The sequence below is a fragment of the Dyadobacter endophyticus genome, from assembly GCF_014641595.1.
GTDB lineage: Bacteria > Bacteroidota > Bacteroidia > Cytophagales > Spirosomataceae > Dyadobacter > Dyadobacter endophyticus.
This window is the reverse complement of the sequence record NZ_BMIA01000003.1, coordinates 435,250-459,506: the sequence shown is the minus strand read 5'-3', so window position 1 is coordinate 459,506 and position 24,257 is coordinate 435,250. Positions and strand designations below refer to the sequence as shown.

At 50.4% G+C, this 24,257-nt stretch carries 22 protein-coding genes; 9 read left to right on the top strand and 13 right to left on the bottom strand.

Features of this window, described 5'->3' with window-relative positions; genetic code table 11:
• Nucleotides 1-120: 120 nt before the first annotated feature.
• Genes IEY24_RS21635 through mobA form a run of 4 tightly spaced genes read right to left on the bottom strand, consistent with a single transcriptional unit; the run spans nt 121 to nt 4,224 of the window.
• The gene (locus IEY24_RS21635) at nt 121-2,433 is read right to left on the bottom strand and encodes an FdhF/YdeP family oxidoreductase (protein WP_188935943.1); all 2,313 of its coding nucleotides are present in this window, start codon (nt 2,431-2,433) and stop codon (nt 121-123) included.
• A 3-nt stretch (nt 2,434-2,436) separates the two neighbouring features.
• Nucleotides 2,437-2,799: a DUF7009 family protein gene (locus IEY24_RS21630; protein ID WP_188935942.1), complete on the bottom strand. Its 363-nt coding sequence runs from the start codon at nt 2,797-2,799 to the stop codon at nt 2,437-2,439.
• A gap of 2 nt (nt 2,800-2,801) precedes the next feature.
• Nucleotides 2,802-3,629: a formate dehydrogenase accessory sulfurtransferase FdhD gene (fdhD, locus tag IEY24_RS21625; protein ID WP_188935940.1), complete on the bottom strand. Its 828-nt coding sequence runs from the start codon at nt 3,627-3,629 to the stop codon at nt 2,802-2,804.
• Nucleotides 3,601-4,224, bottom strand: coding sequence for a molybdenum cofactor guanylyltransferase (gene mobA / locus IEY24_RS21620; RefSeq protein ID WP_188935938.1), 624 nt, complete (start codon nt 4,222-4,224; stop codon nt 3,601-3,603). Before mobA ends, fdhD begins: the two co-directional genes overlap by 29 nt.
• Before the next feature lie 49 nt (nt 4,225-4,273).
• Between mobA and IEY24_RS21615 the strand changes: the two genes are divergently transcribed.
• From IEY24_RS21615 to IEY24_RS21605, 3 genes are all read left to right on the top strand, one after another.
• Nucleotides 4,274-5,317, top strand: coding sequence for a hypothetical protein (locus IEY24_RS21615; RefSeq protein WP_188935936.1), 1,044 nt, complete (start codon nt 4,274-4,276; stop codon nt 5,315-5,317).
• Nucleotides 5,318-5,449: 132 nt separating this feature from the next.
• A complete protein-coding gene (mnmA, locus tag IEY24_RS21610; RefSeq protein WP_188935934.1) occupies nt 5,450-6,556 on the top strand; it encodes a tRNA 2-thiouridine(34) synthase MnmA in 1,107 nt (368 codons plus the stop codon).
• 92 nt (nt 6,557-6,648) lie between these two features.
• Nucleotides 6,649-6,924, top strand: a complete 276-nt coding sequence (locus IEY24_RS21605) for an LPD3 domain-containing protein (protein WP_188935932.1) — start codon at nt 6,649-6,651, stop codon at nt 6,922-6,924.
• A 193-nt stretch (nt 6,925-7,117) separates the two neighbouring features.
• Here the strand turns inward: IEY24_RS21605 and rlmB are convergent, their stop codons facing one another.
• From rlmB to IEY24_RS21590, 3 genes are all read right to left on the bottom strand, one after another.
• On the bottom strand, nt 7,118-7,888 hold the full coding sequence (rlmB, locus tag IEY24_RS21600) for a 23S rRNA (guanosine(2251)-2'-O)-methyltransferase RlmB (RefSeq protein WP_188935930.1): 771 nt from the start codon (nt 7,886-7,888) through the stop codon (nt 7,118-7,120).
• Nucleotides 7,864-9,078 carry a GWxTD domain-containing protein gene (locus IEY24_RS21595; RefSeq protein ID WP_188935928.1) on the bottom strand — a complete coding sequence of 405 codons (1,215 nt, stop codon included), beginning with the start codon at nt 9,076-9,078 and terminating at the stop codon, nt 7,864-7,866. The genes rlmB and IEY24_RS21595 overlap by 25 nt, the downstream gene beginning before the upstream one ends.
• A 150-nt stretch (nt 9,079-9,228) precedes the next feature.
• The gene (locus IEY24_RS21590) at nt 9,229-10,119 is read right to left on the bottom strand and encodes an SDR family oxidoreductase (protein WP_188935926.1); all 891 of its coding nucleotides are present in this window, start codon (nt 10,117-10,119) and stop codon (nt 9,229-9,231) included.
• Between the two features lie 84 nt (nt 10,120-10,203).
• On the opposite strand from IEY24_RS21590, the gene IEY24_RS21585 reads away from it, so the two are divergent.
• Complete coding sequence (locus IEY24_RS21585; RefSeq protein ID WP_188935924.1) at nt 10,204-10,914, top strand: DNA alkylation repair protein; 711 nt, start codon at nt 10,204-10,206, stop codon at nt 10,912-10,914.
• An 8-nt stretch (nt 10,915-10,922) separates the two neighbouring features.
• Here IEY24_RS21585 and IEY24_RS21580 read toward each other — a convergent pair whose 3' ends face one another.
• Entirely contained in the window at nt 10,923-11,843 is a 921-nt protein-coding gene (locus IEY24_RS21580) for an aspartate carbamoyltransferase catalytic subunit (protein WP_188935922.1), read from the bottom strand.
• A 128-nt stretch (nt 11,844-11,971) separates the two neighbouring features.
• Entirely contained in the window at nt 11,972-15,553 is a 3,582-nt protein-coding gene (locus tag IEY24_RS21575; RefSeq protein WP_262892429.1) for a CotH kinase family protein, read from the bottom strand.
• Nucleotides 15,554-15,910: 357 nt separating this feature from the next.
• Here IEY24_RS21575 and IEY24_RS21570 point away from each other — a divergent pair, with 357 nt between their 5' ends.
• Nucleotides 15,911-16,387, top strand: coding sequence for a transcription elongation factor (locus IEY24_RS21570; protein ID WP_188935918.1), 477 nt, complete (start codon nt 15,911-15,913; stop codon nt 16,385-16,387).
• Here IEY24_RS21570 and IEY24_RS21565 read toward each other — a convergent pair.
• The gene (locus tag IEY24_RS21565; RefSeq protein ID WP_188935915.1) at nt 16,384-17,097 is read right to left on the bottom strand and encodes a YebC/PmpR family DNA-binding transcriptional regulator; all 714 of its coding nucleotides are present in this window, start codon (nt 17,095-17,097) and stop codon (nt 16,384-16,386) included. The genes IEY24_RS21570 and IEY24_RS21565 overlap by 4 nt on opposite strands.
• Before the next feature lie 115 nt (nt 17,098-17,212).
• Between IEY24_RS21565 and IEY24_RS21560 the strand changes: the two genes are divergently transcribed.
• Complete coding sequence (locus IEY24_RS21560; RefSeq protein ID WP_188935913.1) at nt 17,213-17,671, top strand: GNAT family N-acetyltransferase; 459 nt, start codon at nt 17,213-17,215, stop codon at nt 17,669-17,671.
• Between the two features lie 386 nt (nt 17,672-18,057).
• Nucleotides 18,058-19,014 (top strand): methylenetetrahydrofolate reductase [NAD(P)H], encoded by a 957-nt coding sequence (gene metF / locus IEY24_RS21555; protein ID WP_188935911.1) that lies wholly within the window; start codon nt 18,058-18,060, stop codon nt 19,012-19,014.
• Nucleotides 19,015-19,035: 21 nt separating this feature from the next.
• Here metF and IEY24_RS21550 read toward each other — a convergent pair whose 3' ends face one another.
• Nucleotides 19,036-19,356: a heavy metal-binding domain-containing protein gene (locus tag IEY24_RS21550; protein ID WP_090377922.1), complete on the bottom strand. Its 321-nt coding sequence runs from the start codon at nt 19,354-19,356 to the stop codon at nt 19,036-19,038.
• Between the two features lie 171 nt (nt 19,357-19,527).
• Between IEY24_RS21550 and IEY24_RS21545 the strand changes: the two genes are divergently transcribed.
• Both IEY24_RS21545 and IEY24_RS21540 read left to right on the top strand, forming a co-directional pair.
• The gene (locus IEY24_RS21545; RefSeq protein WP_188935909.1) at nt 19,528-20,106 is read left to right on the top strand and encodes a nitroreductase family protein; all 579 of its coding nucleotides are present in this window, start codon (nt 19,528-19,530) and stop codon (nt 20,104-20,106) included.
• Nucleotides 20,107-20,108: 2 nt separating this feature from the next.
• Entirely contained in the window at nt 20,109-21,089 is a 981-nt protein-coding gene (locus IEY24_RS21540) for an ABC transporter ATP-binding protein (RefSeq protein ID WP_188935907.1), read from the top strand.
• Between the two features lie 3 nt (nt 21,090-21,092).
• Here the strand turns inward: IEY24_RS21540 and IEY24_RS21535 are convergent, their stop codons facing one another.
• Both IEY24_RS21535 and IEY24_RS21530 read right to left on the bottom strand, forming a co-directional pair.
• Complete coding sequence (locus IEY24_RS21535; protein ID WP_188935905.1) at nt 21,093-23,612, bottom strand: DUF5686 and carboxypeptidase-like regulatory domain-containing protein; 2,520 nt, start codon at nt 23,610-23,612, stop codon at nt 21,093-21,095.
• Nucleotides 23,609-24,214, bottom strand: coding sequence for a SanA/YdcF family protein (locus tag IEY24_RS21530; RefSeq protein WP_188935903.1), 606 nt, complete (start codon nt 24,212-24,214; stop codon nt 23,609-23,611). Before IEY24_RS21530 ends, IEY24_RS21535 begins: the two co-directional genes overlap by 4 nt.
• Nucleotides 24,215-24,257 lie beyond the last annotated feature (43 nt).

The window sequence follows — 24,257 nt, the reverse complement described above, 5'->3', positions numbered from 1 at the left end:
TATTCAAATTAAACTTCCTTTAAAAAGATATTTTCCGGCTCTTTTTACCCCCATCAGGCAAACAGGCCCGAAATTACGGCAACTTGTGCGTCCGTCTGTTAGGATAATATTAAGTTTATCCTAACAGCCCTGGTGAGGTTTAAGCGTCAGGATCACCATTTTGGACGTTGGCGTATTGCTCTTTTCCGCGACGCTCGTAATGGGTACCAGCACGTTGGTTTCGGGGAAATAGGTGGCTGTGCATTGCTCGGGAATGGGATATTCGACCACCACGAACTTGTGCGCCACGCGTTCCACGCCATCGTAGTTGTTATGCAAATCGACTAGGTCTCCGTTTTTGAGTTTGCGTTGCTGCATATCCCCCGCATTCATCAGAATAACCCGCCGTTCGTTGTAAATGCCCCGGTAGCGGTCGTTCAGGCCGTAGATAGTAGTATTGAACTGGTCGTGGCTGCGGATGGTCATCATCATGAGCTCGCCTGCTTTCAACTCCTGCATTTGCGGTGCAGCGATGTGAAAATGCGCCTTGCGGGTAGGCGTGTCGAAGTCGCCAGTGCGGTTGCAGTTGGGCAGATAGAATCCGCCGGGCTGCCTTACCCGCTCGTTGTAATCCGCAAAACCGGGAATGGTACGTTCGATGTCAGTACGGATGAGATCGTAATCTTCGATGTACTTGTCCCAGCTAACCTTGCTCCGCGAGCCTAATGTAGCTTTTGCCACCCTGCAAACGATCTCCGGTTCACTCAAAAGCTCGTTTGAAACCGGTTCCAGCACGCCGCGCGATAACTGAACCACACCCATGGAGTTCTCGCATGACACAAACCGGTTCTCGTTATTGCGCATATCCTTGTCAGTCCGGCCGAGGCAGGGCAATATCAATGCTTCCTGGCCGTGAACCAGGTGGCTGCGGTTCAGTTTCGTCGAAACGTGGACGGTGAGTTTGCATTTCTGCAATGCTTCGGCAGTGAAACGCGTATCGGGCGTTGCGGAAAGGAAATTGCCGCCCATCGCGAAAAATACTTTCGCTTCGCCGGCATGCATGGCCTTGATGCATTCCACCACATCATACCCATGCTCTCGCGGCGGCGAAAAATGGAAATTCTTTTCAATCGAATCAAGAAACCTGGCGGACGGACGCTCGAAAATACCCATCGTGCGGTCGCCCTGGACGTTGCTATGCCCGCGTACCGGGCAAGTACCTGCGCCGGGCTTGCCGATGCTGCCTTTAAGCAGCAACAAATTCACAACTTCCTTAATGGTCGCCACTGCATTCTTGTGCTGTGTGAGCCCCATGGCCCAGCAGGCAATGATTTTGCTTTTCCCCGCGAGCACGCTCGCCACCTCCTGCACCTGCGCGTAAGGTATGCCCGCCTGCGCGGCGAGTTGTTCGGCATCGTATTCTTTTAGGTCCCGCAGGAAATCGGCGTATCCTTGTGTATGCTGGTTTATAAAATGCTGGTCGAAAACGCCACCCGTTTTTTTTTCTTCTTCTTTCAGCAACAGCAACTCAATGGCTTTGATCAATGCCAAATCGCCATTGATCTTCACTTGCAGGAAAATGTCCGTCAATGTGGGGTTAATGCCCAGCACCCCTGCTACGGTTTGCGGATTGTTGAAACCCATCAGCCCCGTTTCGGGCAATGGGTTGATGGAAATGATGGTGGCGCCGTTCGCTTTCGCCTTTCGCAATGCAGAAAGCATGCGCGGGTGGTTGGTACCCGGGTTCTGCCCGAGGATCATGATCACCTCGGCCTGGTAGAAGTCGTTTAGGGTAACGGAGCCTTTTCCTATGCCCAACGACTCGCCTAATGCGGTTCCGCTGCTTTCATGGCACATATTGCTGCAATCGGGGAGGTTATTCGTACCGAATTCCCGCACAAAAAGCTGATAGAGGAATGCGGCTTCATTACTGGTGCGGCCCGAGGTGTAAAATACGGCTTCGTCGGGCGAGGCAAGGCCGTTAAGTTGTGTTCCAATTTTTTCAAAAGCAGCATCCCAGGTAATGGGTTGATAATGCGTGCCGCCTGCGGGCAGGAACATCGGTTCGGCAATGCGACCCTTCCCGCCGATTTCGTAATCCGAAAGTTTCCCCAGCTCATGTACGGAATGCTGCGAGAAGAATTCGGCGGTCAGTTTTTTTGTGGTGGCTTCTTCTGCGACGGCCCTAGCACCGTTCTCGCAATATTCGGCGATGCCCGAGCGCTCATCGTCCGGGTCGGGCCAGGCGCAGCTGGGACAGTCGAAGCCGCCTTTTTTATTGAGGTTGAAAAGCGCTTTCATCCCGCGCTGCAAACCTGCTTCACTGACCGTCATTTCCAATGCGGAAACCACGGCAGGAATGCCGGCAGCCACTTTTTTGATCGGGCCTTGTTTCAAACCGGTCAGTTTTTCGGGATTTTCGGCACCCGGAACAGGGAGTAGGTTTTCGGACATGATTCAGCAGCTTTTGGGATTGTCATAATTGTCGGACTGATCTTCATCGACATTATCCAGACATTTGAAATCTTTTTCAATCAACATAAACAACGAACTGCCGTCGCCCAGCAGCATATTTCCCTCGAACCCGACGGTATTGTTCGCCGCCCAGCCTTCGAGGAGTTTCCCCGGGACGTCCAGCGTGATTTTGTTTTGTTCAAACCGCGCTTGCAGGTCAGCACCGGCCGATTTTGCGACTGCATAGCGCAATTGAGCGGAACCAAAATCGGTTATTTCTTCCAGATGCCCTTCATTTTCAAGCAGTGAGACCTCCGTTTTGGAAAGCCTGAAACGCACGGAATTCCGGTGAATGCGGATTTTCATAGTTATAAGATCCGGTGGTGACCGGTGTAGATGTTGAACTTGTCTTTTTTAAGAAACCCTACCAATGTAATGCCGCTCTCTTCTGCCAGTTGCACCGCCAGGCTCGATGGCGCGCCTATCGCAGCTACGACTGCGATGCCAGCCATCGTAGCTTTTTGAATGAGTTCAAAACTCGCGCGGCCGCTGAGGAGGAGAATGTGTTCGTTAAGCGGCAACCGGTCCGACATCAATGCCGCACCAATAAGTTTATCGAGCGCATTATGCCGTCCCACATCTTCCCGCAACATCATAAACTGTCCGGAAACGTCGAAAAGCGCAGAGGCATGCAGCCCGCCGGTGGTTTCGAACGTATTCTGGTGTTGGGCGATCTGCTCCGTGAGCCGGTACAACAGTTCTTTTTTCAAAACCAGGCCCTCATTTGCATTCGTATAAGCGGATCGGGTCCTGATCGCATCGATGCTCGCCTTGCCGCACACACCGCAGCTGGATGTGGTGTAGAAGTTGCGCTCCATGGAACCCAGTTGTGGCTCAAAATCAGGTGCGCAGGTTACTATCACCCGGTTTTCGTCGAATGGTGAATGCGCAATACCGTCGATCTGTTTTTGGGAATCGATAATGCCTTCCGTGAACAGAAATCCGGCGGCGAGTTCACGATCGTTACCTGGCGTACGCATGGTAACCGAAACACTTTTACGCTCTTTTCGCCCTCCCGACCGAAACGTAATTTGTATTTCGAGCGGCTCCTCCACGGCGAGCTGGTCGTCGAGCACTTCGGCGTCGTATCCGCTAATGCGGACGATTTTATGGTTGGTTATCGAACTGGTTTCCATTTTGAAAGTCATTATCGGCTTCAAGCGCTTGCTTTACGGCCCGGAAATCTTCCATTGTATCTACGCTGAGCATCGTTTGTTCAGACATGGGCCGGTATTTTCCCGCCTTCTCCGCTTGAAGAAAACGCTGCAACGACCGCGAGCCGTTTTCGAATGTTTTCAGCAAAGCATTGCCTGCCGACCGGGAATACCATCCTAACAACGGCTCATAGAATGCGTTTTGGTTATAAAAGGCCGCAGCCGTCAAATCCTTATCAGTATCATGCAGAAAATTAGCCAGATCGGTGGTCGTGAGGTAAGGATAATCGCAACCGGCCACCAGGAAGTCGTTTCCCGGAAAGGTTTCGAATGCGGTTAGCAATCCGCTCATAGGTCCTGCTCCGCCAAATTTCGGCATGTCCGTCAATTTTGGGTAGCCGGTACGGAAGGTCTTGTGTTGTTCCGCATTGCAGCAGAGGATTACTCGCTCACACAGAGGTGCGAGGAGATCGGCAACGTGTTCGTACTGTGGTTTTTGGTAATAAACCAGCAGGCTTTTGTCGGTACCCATTCTCATGCTTTCGCCGCCGCAAATCACCAGTCCGTATAAGCTCATAGTGGCAGTTCGATGGTTTTAATCGATCAAATATGCGTAACTTCCTTTTATGGAAATGGGTGATGTTAAAATATTAAAGAAAAAACCGATCTATCCGGTGAGTCCGGAGCTGCGCAAATACCTGCGTTTTTATCAACGCGACGCCCGGTTGCCGGTAGCTTATCACGATCTGCAGAACTTCTACGAGTCGTTTCCGGTGACCGACAAGAACGGCAGGGATACGTTATGGGAGAGTCCGCTCTACCCGCCGCATGAGCTGGAAAGGCTGCATTCCGGGCTGAAAAAGGTGTATGCGATGCTCAAAGCGTCCGGTAACCTGCGCATTGTCGAGCATAAATACATCGATCGCATCGACTACTGCAAGTTCGGCAATTCCAACCCGTTCCGCGTCAAGATCGTGAACCGGCTGAACGATATTTACGACTATTTCTATGTGAAGAAGGCCGATTCTTCCCGCATTTACGGATTGGAGCTGGAAGAAATCTTCTCGCCCAACCAGGTCAATTATATCGTCGACGGAGAAACGCTGATCGAGGAGCATATCGCCGGTATTCCGGGCGACGAGTTCGCGCGTACACGCATGCGCGACCCCGACTATAACCCGATCCGGATTGCAAAAGAATTTGTGAAGTTCAACGAGCGTTGCAAGATCACCTTGTTGGGCGATATGCGCTCCTACAATTTTGTGATGCAGATTACCCCCGATTTCGACGATTTTCAGTTCCGCCTCCGCGCCATCGACTTCGATCAGCAGTTTTACGAGGGCAATCTTAAAGTATATATGCCTCAGTTTTTTAAAGAAAACCGGGCATACGTGCAATTGGCTATGGAATATCTGACCGATAAAACAGTGGTCCAATACCAGCAGGAAGAGCAATCGTCGATTATGTATCAGGCCAAAGCCGAGCGTTATCGCCTGCGCGACCTGCGGGACGTAAGTATCAAAGACAAAATTTCGACGTCGGACAATATCCATCAATTGCGCGAAAGCCTTGCCATGCATTATTCGGACGGGCACTATCACAAATGCGAGACGATGACCGAGATCATCGAATTGAATATTAAGAATGTGATCAGGATGGTGAGCGCGTGAAGTTTTAACGCTCCGGCAGTATTCCGGCGATTAATCCCTACCTTTGCGGAACCATTCGGCAGCTCGCAGCTGTTGAAGTTGTCAATTCAAATCATCAATCGGAAGGCATTCAACCTTCGGCAGATTACTACAATGAGTAAACACGGACGCATTCTTGTCGCCATGAGCGGCGGCATCGACAGCTCGCTTGCAGCTGTTCTTCTCCACGAACAAGGTTATGAGGTCATTGGTATGACCATGAAAACCTGGGATTATGCCAGTAGCGGCGGTACCAAGAAGGAGACCGGCTGTTGTTCGCTGGATTCCATCAACGACGCGCGTAATATCGCGGTAGAGCTTGGCTTCCCGCATTATATTCTGGACATTCGTGCCGAATTCGGCGATTATGTAATCGACCATTTTACAGGCGAATACCTCGAAGGCCGCACACCTAACCCGTGCGTGCTCTGTAATACCCACATCAAATGGGATGCGCTGCTCCGCCGCGCCGACCGCCTCGATTGCGAGTTTATCGCTACCGGGCATTATGCCAATATGCAGTTTAATAACGGCCGTCATTATGTATCCAAAGGTATCGATGCCTGGAAAGACCAGAGCTACGTACTTTGGGGTGTATCGCAGGAAAGTCTGGCGCGCACTAAACTGCCGTTAGGCTATTTGCATAAAACCGAAATCCGCGAAATGGCCCGTCAGAGGGGCTTTATCGATTTGGTAAACAAATCGGAGAGCTATGAAATCTGTTTCGTGCCCGATAACGACTACCGTGGCTTCCTGAAAAGGCGCATTCCGGGCCTGGAAGCGGAAGTAGCAGGCGGTAACTTCGTCTACGCCGATGGTACGGTCGTAGGAAAGCATGAGGGTTACCCGTTCTACACGGTTGGTCAGCGCAAGGGGCTTGGCATTGCATTAGGCCGCCCGGTGTTCGTGACCGAGATCCGGAAAGATACCAATGAAGTGGTGCTGGGCGACATGCCCGACCTTTTCCGCGACGGGATGAATGTAAGCAAATTGAATCTTCAAAAATACGCATCGATTGAGAAGCCGCTGGAAACGGTAACCAAAGTGCGCTATAAACACGATGGAACCCCCGCTATTATCGAGCAAACCGGCCCTGATCAAATCGTGGCACGTTTTCACGACGGCGTCAATGGCATTGCGCCGGGCCAGGCGGCTGTTTTTTATGAAGGCGACGACGTTATCGGCGGTGGCTGGATTATGAAGAGTTTCCGGCAGGAGTGAGATAATTTGGTTTAGTCTGTAATTTAGTTCTCTATATCATTCATCCTACTCAATAGTTCCTCTGTACAGTTTCATCATCAACAAACTTACAGATGGATTTAAATCACTTGCGCCGGGTGGCGAGAAAAAGGGTAAAGGAAGATTTGGTGGCTAAAAATGTCGGGATCTTTCGCGATGAGTTTGGTGCTGAGATAAAGTTCAACATGTCGGGAATTAAAGAATGCATTAACCAGCTATTTAATTCCTATCCGGACAAGCTTCAGTTGCTAATGGAAGGACTTGAAGAAGCGTTAGCTAGCGCTGTTTACCTTGGCTTTACACATCCCAAAGAGCATGTGGCCGGATATCTTATTTTGAAACAGAAATAGGCGGGAGAACCGCCTATTTTAATATCCAGATGACCGTTCAGGGACGGTATTTCCTATACTCAATTACTGAAACTTTACGTTGGGATTCCTCGGAATAAAAAAAGCACCCGACGTGCTTAGAGGAGTTGCAATCCAATGCCGGTTCAGGTGCTATTCAAATATAGCAAACATTTACATAAAAGCTATCTTTTGGCTATTTGATTCGCTGCCTCACAGCTTCATACAAAACAATAGAACTCGCTACCGACACATTCAGCGATTCCACGTGCCCGGCGAGCGGGATTCTAGCGCCGCTGTCGGCGAGGTCGATGAATTCTTTTGAAATACCATCTTCTTCCGAGCCCATGATGATCACCGTAGGGATGGAAAAATCAATATCATAGAGCGATTTGTCGGTTTTCTCTGTGCAAGCGATGATTTGCAATCCGCTGTTCCTGAGGTACATGAGTGTTTCCCAGAGGTTAGGTTCGCGGCATATGGGCAGGAAGTTCAATGCGCCGGATGAGGTTTTCATTGCGTCTGCATTGATCTGTGCACCACCTTTGGTAGGGACAATGATCGCCTGCACGCCTGCGCATTCGGCCGTACGCGCGATGGCACCGAAGTTCCGCACGTCGGTGACGCGGTCGAGCAGGAGCAGGAGTGGGGTTTTGCCTTCCTCATATACCTGCGTAAGCACATTGTGCAATGGCATGTACTGGATCGGCGACACAAATGCAATGACTCCCTGATGGTTTTTGCGGGTTACGCGGTTCAGTTTTTCGACCGGTACGCGCTGATAGGGGACGCCGAGCTCTTTGGCGAGCTTTTCAATTTCCGCGAGCCCGAACTCGCGCTGAATAAATAGCCTTTCGATTTCTTTACCCGAACGAAGGGTTTCTAATACCGATTGCGTACCAAAGACCATGTCGGCCTGGGACTGTCTGGGGGCTGGTTTTCTTACCGTATACTTCCGTTTCTCCATGCTTCTACTACTGGATACCAAATCGGCTGGTATTCGGCATAGCGAACCAGTTCATAATGATCATCCACAAATTGATTGTTTCTTCTGTTAAATGTAAAATTGACGTTTTGAGCGTTACCTCTGTGATCGTAGGTCCACACTTCGCGGTCTTTACTGCGTTGTACTTTATCCGGCGGGCCTAATACGATGTAAATCATTCCTTTGTCGGTCTTCCAGCCTTCCTTGTAAGTCGTAAACAGTTGGTTGGCTTCTTCAACCCTGCCATAGAACGAGCGGATCGACTGCTGAGCCAGCGGCGCATTGCCATTCATGAGCGTCAGCCAGTATTTATCCAACGCCTTTTTATAATCCTCTGCCTTCTTAATCTCGTTGATTTCGTTGTTGGTGCTCATATAAAGCAAGGGCCCCAGCAGCAATTGAGGGCGTGTGACTTTCGGAAAGCGCTCATTTACGACCAAAAGTCCCAGTCCTTCCGATTGGGTGGTGTCTGCGAAAATATTGTAAAGTCCTTCTCTGGTGAATTGCAAAGGCTGATTGGCGGAGATCGTAAATGTGCTATCCACTTCGAGTGATTTGTTGCCCCCCTTCGGAGCGATGTTCATCGGCGAACCTGCCGGTTCGAAGTCGTGGTTATAGTAGTAAACATGCAGCTGATCGGCACTTTCGCCCGCTTTTTTGATCGTAAACTGCTCGTTTGAACTTATATAATGCCTCTGTAATGGTTGAGTGGAGTTGCCCGTATAGACGCCGTACATTTGGTTCACGGCCAGTTTTTTGAACCGGATCGTGAGGTCGTTCAGTACTTTTTTCAGCGTACCGGTTTGGCTGATTTCGCTGAGCAACACACCATAGTCACGGTTCGGACTTTTCAATTCGTAGGAAATCACGATTTTATCGCCCATGCGGGAAACATTCGTCGAATCGAGCTTTACATTGCCGTAACCGAGGCGTTCGCGTGTACCGTAATCCGAATAAATGACGTAGTTGAGGTTGTAGAGCCTGACAAAATCGGCCACGCTAATGGGATTCTTGCCTTTCAAAGCGTCCACATACAGAAATACCGACGTCTGCGTCGTGTCTTTCAACAAATACTTGCTTTGAATTGCCACCAGGGTAAGCTCCTCATTGACCGGCGCCGATGCCTGCTGTTGCTCCATCGGACGCACTTGCGCCTCCGGGATCTGCTTCATCGGCTTATTCGATGATGCGCACCCGGCCATCACCAAAACAGACATTATATAGATACAAAAGCGAAGATTTGTTCTCATGTACGTGTATTCATCGTTTGTCAAATAACGAACGAACGGGCAAAATTACCCAATAAAACGGTAATAAAATTTTTATTCGGGACTCTTCCCGCCGCGGGTTGCCGATTTGACCTGATCTTCGATGGCATCCCATTGATCGTCAGTTACTTCTTTTAGGAAATTGAATTGCCCGCCACCCAATACTTCTCCGCCGTCGAGGGTAATGACTTCGCCCGTCATATAGGCCGAAAAGTCGGAAATCAGATAGGCGGAGAGATTAGCCAATTCCTGATGATCACCGGTGCGCGCGAGCGGAATGCGGTTTTCGAAGGAAAATTTCCTGGCCAGCTCCTCGGGAAACAACCGGTCCCAGGCGCCTTTGGTAGGAAACGGACCGGGAGCGATCGCATTGAGACGGATACCATGCCGGGCCCATTCAAATGCCAGCGACTTGGTCATGGTCAATACGCCTGCCTTGGCCATGGCCGACGGTACTACCCAGCCCGAACCGGTGGTGGCATAGGTGGTGACGATATTGAGCACAGTTCCTTTGATAAGGTTCTCGATCCAGTATTTACCCAGAGCCAATGTAAAATAGTAGGTTCCGCGCAGCACGATGTCGACCACGGTATCGACAGCCTTGTATGAAAGCCGTTCCGTGGGACTGATGAAATTCCCAGCGGAGTTGTTGACCAGCCCATCGACCCGGCCGAATGTTTCAATGGCTTTTGCGATCACATTTTCGATTTGCTCTGTCTTTCTGACATCGCATTCTGCAAAAATGATGTTGCCGCCGGTTTCCAGTCTCAACTCGGATGCGGTTCTTTCCAACACTTCCGCTTTTCTGCTGCAAATCACCACATTCGCGCCCAAACGGAGAAAATAGGAGGCCATTGACTTTCCCAGCCCGGTGCCGCCTCCGGTGACGATGATCGTTTTGTTTTCGAGTGCCCCATCGCGAAGCATTCCTTCGGTATATGTCATGATAAATGTATTTTTAGAATGGGATGAAAAGTAAATTTTTCTTTAAAAACATTATATTTTGAATGAAAACCAAATCATCCGGAAATGGACCAGGTAAGGGAAATAATGAACGAGCTGGCGCTGCTGGGAAGTGAGCAGACCCTCAAAACTTTCAGGAACCATGGGGCGGCGGAGCCATTGTACGGCGTGAAGATCGGCGACATGAAGCCGATCCTCAAAAAACATCGAAATAACCACCAACTGGCGCTGGAATTGTTCAAAACCGGCAATTCAGATGCGATGTACCTGGCAGGGCTGATGTCGAGACCTGTGTTGATGACCCCCGAAGTGCTCGACGAATGGATCGAGGGAGCTTCGTGGTACATGATCAGCGAGTACACGGTGGCCTGGAATGCAGCCGAAAGTCCTTATAAATTTGAAATGGCCCGAAAATGGATCGAGTCCGATGACGAACTGACAGCCGATGCAGGGTGGGCGACCTGGGGATGCATTCTAGCCCTAACGCCGGACGATCAGCTCGACAAAGGCGAAATCGAGCGATTGCTCAACCGGGTCGAACGCGAAGTGCATTCCGCTCAGAACCGCGTGCGGTATGTAATGAATGGCTTCGTGATCGCGGTGGGCTCCTATTATCCGCCGCTGGCAGAGAAGGCGATGGAAGTTGGTAAAAGGATTGGGAAAGTGAAGGTTGACGTCGGCAATACCGAATGCAAAGTGCCATATCCGCCCGACTACATTCAAAAAACATGGGACAAAGGCCTTCTCGGGAGGAAACGAAAGGAAGTAAGGTGTTGACCGGCGGGTTATTGCTGCGCCAATAAATAGAGTACGGCCATTCGTACGGCCACCCCATTTTCGACCTGGTTCAAAATGATCGAATGCTGCGAATCTGCCGCATCGGATGAAAGTTCCACGCCGCGGTTGATAGGTCCCGGGTGCATTAGTACGATTTCTTTGTCCAGCTCATCGAGCATGGCTTTGTTGATTCCATAATACAACGAATACTCGCGCAGCGACGGGAAATACTTGATCTGCTGCCGTTCCAGCTGTATACGCAGCACGTTCGCGACGTCGCACCATTGCAATGCCTCTTTCACATTATGTCCGATCTTCACGCCTAGTTCGCCCAAATGTTTAGGAATCAACGTTGATGGGCCGCATACCATCACTTCTGCCCCTAATTTTTGCAAACAGAAAATATTGGATAATGCCACGCGTGAATGCGTAATGTCGCCGATGATCGCAATTTTTTTGCCGGTCAGGTCTCCGAGTTTTTCACGCATTGAAAACGCGTCGAGTAATGCCTGGGTAGGGTGCTCGTGCGTGCCGTCACCTGCATTTACGACGTTCGCCGGAATGCGGGTAGACAGGTAATGCGGCGCCCCGGGGCTGCTGTGGCGCATCACGATCATATCCACTTTCATGGCGAGGATATTGTTGACCGTGTCGAGCAATGTCTCCCCCTTTTTTACCGAACTGCCGGAAGCCGAAAAATTCACTACATCGGCAGAAAGCCTTTTCTCCGCCAGCTCGAATGAGAGCCTTGTACGGGTGGAATTTTCGAAAAAAACGTTGGCAATGGTAATGTCGCGGAGGGAAGGGACTTTCTTGATGGGACGGTTAATGACTTCTTTGAACTGAGTCGCTGTATCTAAGATAGTTTGAATGTCGTTCTCGTTCAGGTTTTTAATTCCAAGTAAGTGCCGGACCGAAAGTTGTGTCATTGTTTGTATTCAAGAAAGTTTGGCAAAGATAATAAGGAAGCGGTCAATGCGAAAATCCGAAGGTGATTTTCGGATAACAAAACTCCGGCCCTGCCACTTTAAGGCAAGGCCGGAGTTTGAGCGGGTACTTATTTCTTGATAAATTTCAGTGAAGTAGCCGTCCCGTCATTGTTCTGTATCCGTATCAGGTACAGTCCCGAAGAGAGGCTTCCAACGGGTATCGACGACCGCCCCTGCGCGGCATAGCTACGCAATCTGACCTGCCCGGAAACATCGGATATAATATAGCTGAAACGGTCTTTTTGATTAGCCAGTTTAATATACAATATGTGATCCGCAGGATTCGGGAAAACACTTACCGCAAAACCAGGACGCTGAACCGGTATCATATGCGAATAGGTAAAGGATTGGTCGGTATCTACCTGTTTAAGCCGGTAATAACTGGTTCCGGGAAGCGGCTGCGGGTCTTCAAGCCGATATTCGCTGAATGCACTGATAGTCCCTCTTCCGCTGATGCGGCCGATACTTGCCCATCTGCGTGCGTCGTTGGATCGCTCCACATCAAAATAGTCGCTATTTTTTTCCTCTGTGGTTACCCAGGTCAGCAACACCTTCTCTTCTACCGCCTTTGCGTTGAAGTTTAGCAGTGTTACCGGCAATGGGTTGGTGCAGGTTTGTACGGTAATGTCGTCGAGGCGCAATTCATCCCGGGCACCGGTGGCAGTAGGGTCGGTGCAGTAATACCGCCACAGCAACTGAACGTATGGTTTGTCCAGTGCCTCTGCGGGAAGCGCTACCCAGTTGATTATCTGCTCATGCCCCGCCGTAGCCGACCGGACATATTCCACCGGCTGGTTGCTGGTGTTCAGGACGTCCGTAAATGGCCCGGTTTCGGAAAGACGGTATTGCAGGCGGAGCGCGTACGGCCTGGTATTGGGTGTAATCGTACCGCCCGTCCATTTTACGCTGACCTGCGTTTTTCCCGTCGTGTTCAATGCAAGAATAGCTCCTCCGAGTTTCATGCCGGGGTAGCCGGGGTTACCCGCAGCGTTGCCCGTGTTGATAAATGAAATACCGGCGTCGTTCAGGCCGTTGATCCGTGTGCGGCTGGTGAGGTTGTAAACGCCGCTTGTGAAGCCCACTACGTTCGAGGTAAGGCCGGGATCGTCGTTTTCCATATAGACAAACCGCATATTGTCGGGAAAGGTATTTCCGGTGGCTGTGGCAAGCCAGGCGTTGAAATTGTATACACATGCGCCGGCATCCAGGGGAGCTGGGACCTGCACGGGTGCGACATCCACAGCAAACACGGCGCGAAATAAGGGGGTCGTGGAGGAGGGGGCAAACGTAATTGTTGCCGTATTGGAAACAACCTGGTTTGAAGCGTTTTCCCATTGCAGGAATTTGTAGCCCGGCTTGGGAACCGCTGTCAATGTAATATTCACGTTTTTGAAATAGGTACCAGTCCAGGGATAGGGGGTAGCAGCAACACCCAGCGTGGTCGGCAGGATGTCGATCGTATTGACACGCACATAGCCTTGGTCGGGGTTCGAGACGTTGACGGTGAGGGACCGTGTGCCGTCGACGAGGTTGAACTGGCTTTGAATATGGCTCCGCGCGACACCCGGCCGGTTCGTAGCGAAATTCACCATGAGATTGACATTCGATTCCCAGGTAGCATAGCTCGAAGGGCGGTTCCACCGCTCGATATTTCTAGGTATTTCGTTTGCGATAAGGTTTTTGCAAACATCAATCTGGGCAAGAAGCCGGGCTGGTAGAAAGTGGGAGTTGATTAGGTCGGCGTAGCGGTTGATGAATTTGTTCCGGAAAGTCAGGTTTTGCAGGAGATATTGGAGCAAATGATCCGGAGCACCCAATGCTTTCGGAAACTGGTTGGCAGTCACATCCTCAAAACTCAGGTCTACATCGAACAGCGCCCAGCGCCAGCGTCCGTCTTTGCCCTTACCGGCGGATGGATTGTAGGGCACTTTGTGGCGCCAGTAAGTGATGTTGCCATACGGCCAGTCCCAGTTAGCGCAATAGAGTTCGAGAATGCAGTAGTCTATGAAATTGTCCATATCCATCCGGTCCAAAGCATAGTTGTAGTTGTTGGCATCGGCCATATTATTGCTTTTGATAAAATTGGACAGGTCGGCGTAATGCCCGGAGTTGTTTTCAATGTCGGGATCTGCAAAAAACTCTATGTTCTCGGGTTCCAGCGCGTAATGGCTCGCGAAATAGTATTCGTCCTCCCGCTCCCGAAGGTCGTGAATGCCCCAATATTCGCCGTTCAGGTAAGTGGTAACGGGCCGGTATTCCTGCAATTCCATGTCCAGCCCTTTGGCGATCTGGTGGATGTAAGAATCTTTCATGAGCGTTCTCTCGTAATCATTTCCTGAGTTCCGGAGGATAACCCGCTTGAATGTGTGAAATGGTAACGCGGGAAAAAGGGGATAGTCGATATCGCTTTGCGATGCATTCGGGCCGGTGGAGTACAGCCGGAAACTTTTCTTGTCGTGGGCTCTTGATCCCTGCCCATGAATGCGCAGACCAAGATCCTGGTTGATCACCACGCTACCGTTGATCAGTACTTCCACGTTCGACGGGATTTCCGTGCCGCGGTGGTAATTGCCGACCGGAACGCCGAACGATCCGGCGCCGGGGTTGCTATTGCGCCAATCCACAAAATCCTTTCCCGCAACACCAATGCCATCCTCATAATCGAACATATCGTCCGGGTCGGTTTTGATCGAGAATACCGCGAGCTGTGATTTCGGCTGACCGTCCGCCGTGAACAGGTATGTACGCGACTCCGTATCGCTGGGTAGTTTTCCTGCCTCATAAGCCTTCGCGCGGATAACTGTGCCCTTGTATACCGGTTTCATGGGGACCGAATTATAGGTAGGGGTGAAATCGTTGGTGGCGGAAATCGACGCGAATACATCTGGCTGGGACGACTTGTCGGTAATCTGGATATCGACCGGCGAATTCTGTTTCAGCGTCAGGAAATTGTTGGTGAATGTAGGCCCAGCCGATTGTCCAGGGTCTTTCGGGTACTGGTTTTTGTATTGATAGGCTTTGCCAGGCGGCGTGATATTGTCCTTGTCCGGTTGGGAGCCGTCGGTTGTGTAGTACACTTCCGCGCCCGGTGCGGCCGTGGAAATAGTCAGATTAAAACTGTTTTGGAAAAAGCCGCTTTCCACGCTCATAATCGGTGCGGAGGCGAAACCGGTATAGGAATTAGCCGCCACATTACTCGCGTTGGGCGAGGATGGCGAAAAATAGACGATTTCAACGGACCCGTTGGTTTTCCTGCCAAACGACACGTCTGTTCGTTGCTTGGGAAAAATGACCTGATCGATAATCGTTTCGTCCGGCGCAACGAGCAGGAACTGTTCCCCGTCTCCGCTGAGGCCAAATCCCAGGTGCTTCGACCCCCGTGATGGCACACCACTTGCCCAGAGGATAAGGAATGAGCCGGGCTGGATGATCAGATTGCCCGTGCCGCTGGGTAACTGAAACTTTTTCAGCTCGCCCGGGTCGTCGCTGACGTAGTAACCGCCCAAGTCGACCGCGACCCCGCCTGCATTGTAAAGCTCGATCCAATCCTCGTCGGAGCCGGTTTCATCCAGATAGGAAGCGGAATTAGAAGCCATCAACTCATTAATTTTGATAGACTGACCCAGGCAGACAGTGCACGAGGCCCACATCGCCATTGATACTATGTAGTATAAATATTTCATGATGATAGATGGAGATTTTTCTGACAGAAATTAAAATTATTGTAGATGAAATACTAATAAACCGGCAGTTATTTTGAGGTATTTTTCTGCTTTATTGGCTTAATGTTCAGTAAGTTGTGTGATTTTAAATGTAGCTCTGGATATCCTGATAAATAATTTCATATCCGTTGTATTATTTCGCTTTTTGGTGTAGTCTATTATCGAAATAATTCGTAATTGAAGAGCGAGATTTTTTGCGGCTATGGGTGATTGCCCGGTTGCGTTCCGGATCGAAGGATAATTGCCGAGTGCCTTGTTATATTTGTGGCAAACACAATTTGGAAAATGGATAAGGCAACGGTAATCGCCCACATAAAGTCACTTCTCGACGAGCGCATGCAGGTAGCGTGGAGCGCCATGGAGGCGGCGCAGGAATCGGCGAACGATCAGGGTAAGAGCTCGATGGGGGATAAATATGAAACGTCGCGCTCGATGGGGCAGCTTGACCGCAATATGCATGCGCGGCAGTACGAGCAGGCGCGGCAGGAGCGGCTGATCCTCGAAAAGATCGGCGAAAGCGATGCACCGGTGCGCAGTGCGGCTGCACGCAGCTCGGCTGAACGCAGCTCGGTAGGCTCGCTGCTGGAAACGACAGCCGGGTGGTTCTTTATCGCCGTGAGCCTGGGAGCCGTTAAAATAGAAAATGAGACCGTGATAGCAGTCTCATCTTCATCGCCCGTGGGCGCTTCCCTGTTAGGTAAGGAGCCCGGGACTTTTTTTGAATTTATGAAAAAACAACACCGGATTGTGGCGCTGCATTAAGCCATGTTGTGGAACACACGTACCACGTCGTCGTCTTCTTCAATCTTCTCGATCAGTTTTTCGACTTCTGCAACCTGTTCGTCGCTCAATGTTTTGGTATCGTTCGGAATGCGTTCGAAATCCGCTTCGACGATTTCGTAGCCATTCTCTTCAAAATAATGCTGCAATGCACCGAAGGCGGGGAACTCTCCGTAAATGTTGATCAGATTGGTCTCTTCATCCAAAAACACCTCTTCTCCGCCTACGTCGATCAGTTCGAATTCCAGCTCTTCGATGTCCTTGCCGGTGTTTTTGATTTTGAAAATGCATTTACGGTCGAAGATGAAATCCAGCATGCCCATTGTGCCGAGGCTTCCTCCCAGCTTGTTGAAGTAGCTCCTTACGTTGGCAACGGTGCGTGTGGGGTTGTCGGTGGTGCTTTCCACGAGAATGGCGATCCCGTGAGGGCCGTAACCTTCATACACCATTTCCTTGTAGTCCTCCTGATCCTTGGAAGAGGCCCGTTTGATAGCCCTTTCGACAGTTTCCTTGGGCATATTCACTGCTTTTGCGTTTTGCAGCAGCACCCGGAGTTTGGAGTTGGTGGCCGGGTCGGCGGTCCCGTTTTTCACGGCGAGAACAATCTCCTTGCCAATCCTGGTGAAAGTTTTGGCCATTTTGTCCCACCGCTTGAACATCCGTGCCTTTCTGTATTCAAAAGCCCTTCCCATACTTGTAATGTATTATTAGTTATTTTAATGTTGGTACCTTGGTATTGCTAATTGTGCGCAAATTTATAAAAACGGTCAATATCAGATAAAATAAATTCTTTTGCTCAATACTTTCATGAATTATCAGCTAGACTGGCGCTTTCAAACCTTCGACGAACTTACTACAATTGAGCTCTACGGCATTCTACGCTTGCGAAGCGAGGTTTTCGTCCTCGAACAGCGGTGCTGCTTTCTCGATATGGATAACAAGGATCAATTAAGCCACCATCTTTCGGGCTACCGTGATGGTGAATTGATGGCATTTTCACGCATTGTTCCACCCGGAGTGTCGTATGAATATCCGGCAATCGGGCGTATCGTCGTGTCGCCGCGCGGGCGCGGGGCAGGGTATGGTATCGAACTGCTCAATGCTTCTATTCAAAAACTGGAAGAATTATATGGCAAGGTCCCGATCCGAATAGGGGCACAGCTGTACCTCAAAAGGTTCTATGAGTCGTTCGGTTTCAGGCAGTCGAGCGAGATTTACCTGGAAGATGATATCGAACATATCGAAATGACGAGGGCAATTCAGTAGAAATTACAAGATGTGTAACCTTTTGGGGAATGATTTCCCAAAAGTGGTGAATTAGTAAACACTGCATGTAACTGGTAAATGTGTTAAAACGCTGTTAAAACAGGATTTTTGAAAAAAATGTAGTATCTTATCTACATTTCAATAAAAAAAGTTTGATATAAATTGCTCATAAGCGCATTCTTTCCTAATTTGGCACAGAATTTTAGTTATTAGTATTCAGTCAAGCAAATTGTTGCTTTGGGCCTGACGCCCTGTCAGAAACCCAATTAACATTTTTGACGAACACTGATAGAGGAGGGTTTACGTGGAATGGCCTACTGTAATGCGGTAGGCCATTTTTTTTTGCTTTCTTTGTACTCCTTTACAACACACCACATCATTCCTAGATGACCAAAGTTACCGAGTACATCCGCCGTGCGGAAGGCAAAACCCTATTCTCGATCGAGATCATCCCGCCGCTGAAAGGGCAGAATATCAATGAGCTGCTGAATTCCATTGAACCTTTGATGGAATTCAATCCCCCTTTTGTAGATGTAACCTATCACCGCGAAGAGCTGATCGACCGCGTCGGTCCCGACGGTACAATTGAACGTATCCCGATCCGCAAGCGTCCCGGCACTGTCGGGATTTGCGCCCGACTGATGGAACGTTTCAAGGTGGATGCGGTGCCGCATGTGATTTGCGGCGGCTTTACCAAAGACGAAACCGAAGATGTGTTGATTGACCTGCATTACCTGGGCATCGACAACGTGCTGGTGCTGCGCGGCGACCCTGAGAAATCGGCGGGTGTTTTCAGGCCGAAACAAGGCGGGCATACCTATGCTTCGGAGCTGGTAACGCAGGTTGACAATATGAATAAAGGAATTTTACTCAACGCCGAAACCGAAATGTCGCCGACAGACTTTTGCATCGGCGTCGCCGGCTATCCTGAAAAACATTTGGACGCGGCGTCATTCGATTCGGACTACGCGGCATTGAAGAAGAAAATCGAGCTGGGCGCTAATTACATTGTGACCCAGATGTTTTTCGATAACCAGAAATATTTCAGTTTCGTAGAGCGCTGCCGCGCCGAGGGCATTGCCGTACCGATTATTCCCGGCCTGAAACCGTTATCAACGAGGAAACAACTGACGGTGCTGGCTGATATATTCCATTTGGAATTCCCGCAAGACCTAGTGAACGAAGTTGAAAAATGCGCAACGGATAAAGAAGTACGTCAGGTAGGTATCGAATGGGGCATTCAGCAATGCAAGGAGCTGATGGCCTACGGCGTGCCGGTGCTTCATTTTTATACAATGGGCAAGTCCGATAACGTATCGCAGATCGCCCGGGGCGTATTCTAAATTTAATGCGCCGCGGCGCTGTTATTCATAGCACACCGCGGTACCGTTGGCGCTCACCATGAGCATCGAGCTGCCATTTCCGATTGTTTCCAGGTCGATATCCACGCCGATCACCGCATTGGCTCCCAGGCGCTGCGCCTGTTCCATCATTTCGCGGATAGCAATGCTTTTGGCCTCGCGCAGCCCCTGCTCGTACGAGCCGGAGCGCCCGCCCACGACGTCGCGGATGCCGGCCAGAAAGTCTTTGACGAAGTTGGCCCCGATAATGGCTTCACCATTCACCAGTCCGATATACTTTGTGATTCTTTTACCTTCGATGTTCGGGGTAGTAGTAACAAGCATGCGAGTTGAAGTTTGGTTGGTGTTGGTTTTGACGGGCCAAATTACGGGTTTTGCCAAAGAGGAGGCTGAAAATAATGGTTTAGCGGCAAAGTAACACGAGTTCGGGGTGAATTTTGGGTATAATCGTTAGTTTTGCCCTTTGACCAGATTTGAGCAGTAAAACAATTTACAATGGAACAGACAGTAGATACCATTAATCATATCATCCGCACACGCCGGGCCATTTTCCCACCGAACTACATCCAAAAGGAGATCCCGCAGGAAGTGATCGAAAATATCCTCGAAAACGCCAACTACGCGCCTACACACAAGCGCACGGAACCCTGGCGCTTCATTGTGTTCCGTGGAGAGGAGAAGTTGCAGCATTTGGCGAGCTTCTTCATGGACCGCTACCGCAACAATACGCCCGCAGAATCATTCTCGCAGGCGCGTTACGAGGCTGCCGGCGAAAAGATATTGAAATCGGCCTGTGTGATCGCTATCAATGCGGAGCTTCACCCGAACGACCTGCCCGAGTGGGAAGAAACAGCCGCGGTAGCCTGTGCGGTGCAAAATATGTGGCTTACCGCCACTGCGTACGGCATTGGCTCGTATTGGAGCAGCCCCGCGGTATTGAAAGAGCTGGGCGAATTCCTGGGCTTGCCCGAAGGACAGAAATGCCTGGGCCTTTATTACCTCGGCTACCACAATGCCCCGGAAACGCCGGTACGCCGCAATAGCACAATCGAAGAAAAAATCACCTGGGCCTGAGCATGAAACAGTCCCGACCGACGCTGCGCGCACAAAAGATCACCAAAACATTTGGTACAGACACCGTCCTGGCCGGCATCGACCTCGAACTCGCGCCGGGCGAGTGGCTGGGCATTCTGGGCGAGAGCGGGTCGGGGAAAAGCACCTTGCTACGCATTCTGGGACGTTTCCTGGATGCGGAGCAAGGTGATGTTTTTTTCAAGGGACAATTGCTGAAACCGGTGGCGAGCGAGCTCATGCCGGGCCACGAGGCGATCCGGCTCATTCATCAGGAATTTGAACTGTTTCCCAATCAGACCGTCGAGGAGAATATCGCATATTCCCTGCGCTTTTATGAGCTGGATTACCGACTCGAAAAAGTGGCGGAGTTGCTGGAAACGACCGCATTGAAGAGTGTGAAAGACCGCAAGGCCAAACTCCTTTCCGGCGGTGAAAAACAGCGCACCGCCATTGCCAAGGCGATTGCCGAACGTCCGGATGTGCTGCTGCTCGACGAGCCTTTCGCCCATTTGGACAACCATAACCGTCGCGTACTGGCAGACGCGATCGAGCGCTTGCGCAGGCAGCAGAAAATGAGTTGCATATTCGTCACGCACGAGGCGGCCGACGCGCTGGCCTGGTCGGACAGGATCGCTGTGCTCCGGGATGGTGAAATTATCCAGATCGGTACGCCGCAGGAAGTGTACAACAACCCGGCAAACAGCTACGTGGCTGAGCTGACAGGCGATATTAACTGGATCGCCGGCGAAAAAGGCAAAAAGCAGTTTTACATTCGCCCCGAAAAGATCAAGCCGACGCGTAACCCGGAAAAAAGCCGTTGGATAGGCAAAGTAGAGGCTGTGCGTTTCCACGGCAACCATTGGGAAATCCGTTGTATTAAAGGAAAAGAGCAGTTATCCTTTTACCGTAACAAACCCGACCTCGAAATCGGGCAGGAAGTGCATTTGACTTATGCTTCCAAAGACCTCAAAAGCATTTTGTAATCCCTACAATTTAAACCAGAAGGAAATTTTCACAGTAAATGGTGTCACATTCGGGTTATCCAGATAGGTCAGCCGGTGAATGAAATCGACGCGCCCGGTGCGGAAAATGTTATCGATCCCGTAGCCGAGTTCGATATAAGGTTTTGAATTTAACCGGTTGAATGCCAGTACCTGCTTGCCCGACTCGTCGGTAGTGGTGGTAAGCGTCTCGTTGGCATGGCTGATACTCCCGTAGAACAACCTTCCCGTAGCCAGCATCCTCAGTTTCAGCCGCCGGATAGCCGGAATGCGGTTTAATATAAACCCTTCGAAATTGTGCTCCATACGCAAGGCGAAATACCGGTCGCTGATAAACTCGAAATAGCGCATCAGGTTAAACGCATTCTCCACATAAAAGAATGATTCGTTGCCCAGCGGTGTATAAAGCAGCGGGTAGGGCAGGATGGAAGGAATATAGCCGAACGTAACATTGTAATAGGTACGTCCGATCACCCCCGCGCGGAAGCTTTGCCGGATATTGAAGGAAAATTTGTTATAATTGAAATCCCCGCCCAGCAAATGTTTGAAGCCATGCGTGTAGCGCAGCGTAAATGCGGGCGAGTTGCCATTCCCCATGCTAATTCGTTCATTATCATTCAATAAGAAGGTCTCTTTCTGAGCGAGCCGCGCTTCGAAATTTACTTCGGTAATGTCGAACGCACTCTTCATAGGGGAATCTTCACCGGCTGCCGGATCTGTGCGGTAGGTGAATGCAAAGAGCGGGTCAAAGGTGCGGTGACGGAGCTGCACACTGCCGGTAAGCCCTTTCACGACTTCCCTTTTGAAATAGGCGGAGATATCCTGCTGCCAGTATGGACGCCGGAATGCGCCGAACCGCGATAATGCACCGAAAATAGTGCTGGGGCCGATCGCTTCGGGGGACAAACCCAGCCGTTCCAGGTCTTTCGAATAAGAAACGCCGGCCATTGTCCAGGGCTTTCTGCTGATGATGTAGTCGAGCCCGCCGCCGTATTTGAAGTCGTGGTCGCGCGTGCCATACGCGCCGTAGCCGCTGAAAATCCATTTTTTGCTAAATCCCGGATCGGTTCGGAAGCCGAGACGGAAACGGTGGCCTTCTACTTTATTATTGGCATATAAAAACAGATACGGCCCCACGTCGATATTCCATTTGTCGATCCTTTTGTAGCCGTTGACAAAAATGTTGAGGAGCTCGGTATAGGTTTTAACAACCGGCAGGGCTTTCAGCGAATCGATCAGTTCAAAAGTCAGTTTTTCCGTCGGAGTCAGGTCTTCCGGGCGGTTTTTTGCCCAGTAAGTAGAATCATGGTCGCGGTAATTTTCGGCTAGTTCAATGGCCGTGTCGTAAAACCGGCTGTCGCGCGGCGAGTTAATCTTGTATTTGGATTGGGCTGAATAGAATTTCAGCAGCATACCAGCGGCTTGCGGGGCAGGCTCGGCCACATCGATCAATACGCGGGTTTTTTGCGGCAGCCAGCTCTTTTCATCCTCCGATAATTCGTAAGACTGCTGGATTTTGATGCGGTCGATGTAGTTGAGGTTTGCCCGCTTGTCGACGCTCACATCGATCTGCGTCAATGCGAATGTCTGCCCGTCGACCCACAGTGAGCCCGTGAATGCGAGGTCCTGCTTTTGCCGCGGTTCAAATTCAATGTGGTAATCGTAGCCCGAGCCATTGTCGACGCTATCGGCCAGGTAATATTCGTAATAGAGTTTCCAGTTGTCGGAAATGGGCGAAACGAAGTCTTTTTGCAGGATATTCAGCCAGTTGTTATAAAAATTATATTGCTGGAATGTAGAGCCGATAAGCTGGGAAACGACGCTGCCGTCGGTCAGCCCTACACCCGAAACCTTTGTTTTATTGATGACCTCCTTCTTTTTCTGCGGATCGCGGCGGTAAAAAACGCCGGAAACGGACTCGGAAATGAAGATCGGGATAATTGTTTCCCCATTTTCTCCCTTCACCTCGTCGAATTTTTCCAGCACATGGGTCATTTTCCTGACCGACTTGCGGTCTCTGAACCCCTTCGAAAGGTTATCGATATCGATTTGGATCTTATTGTAAGCTTCGTACTCGTATGCCGTCAGTTCATCGGGATTGTTGGCCTTCTTACGTGCCACAATCTTTCGCATTACTGCGTAGGCTGGGTTTTCGCCTGCCAGGATTTTAACCTCGCGTAGCTGCGTGGTCCCGGGCGAAAGCTGGATGTCGATCACCTGTTCGGGCAGATTGGGCATGATGGCCTTGCTGCGGCTCGTGTATCCCACGTACGTCACAGTCACAGAATCAGCAGGAGGAGTGAATTTCAGCTCGTAGATGCCATCAAAATTGGTCGTGGTGCCGCCGAGCTGCGCGCGGATGCCGAGGTTCGCAAAGGGAATAGGGTCACCCGTGGAGGCATCGGTAATCCGGCCTTTAATGGTATAAGTCGTTTGCGAGAAGCCTTTCGTGCAAAAGAGGCCAACGAGAAAGATCAGGGCGGCTATGTTCCGGCGCGGCCTCATTCCTCATGCTCATTTTTGCCTATTTGGATATTAGAAGTAACATCCGCTGCCGGGCGCAGGATATGAACGTCGAGCACGGCTTTCGGGCGTGCAAGGTACTCACGTATGAGCGTACGAAAGGAATAGCCGTCGGGAACATCCTGCGCGGCGAAAGAAATGGCGTTAATGCCTTCGTTATGCGCAATATATAGCGCCCGGGCGTTATGGAAGTTCTGGGAAATGATGGTGAAATTGTCCTGATTGAACACCTCTTTGCAGCGGATGATCGAATCGAACGTGCGGAAACCGGCGTAATCGAGGGTCATCACATTCTCCGGAATGCCCAGGTTCAGCAGCGCACGCTGCATATCCAGCGGCTCATTATAGTATTGCGAATCGTTGTTTCCGCTGAGGATGATGTATTTGATTTTTCCTTCCTTGAAAAGCCTGGCGGTGGCCTCCATACGGTATTTGAAAAAAAGGTTTTCGCCTCCTTTCTCCGACTTTTTGCTCGTACCCAACACCAGCGCCACGTCGTTCGGTGGCAGGTTTTCGATCGAGAAATAGGAGTATTGCCGCGTACAATACACTACCCAGAAATTACAAAGCAGGATGAAAACCATGCAGGCAAATAATAAGGCTAATATGATTTTGATCAATTTTTTC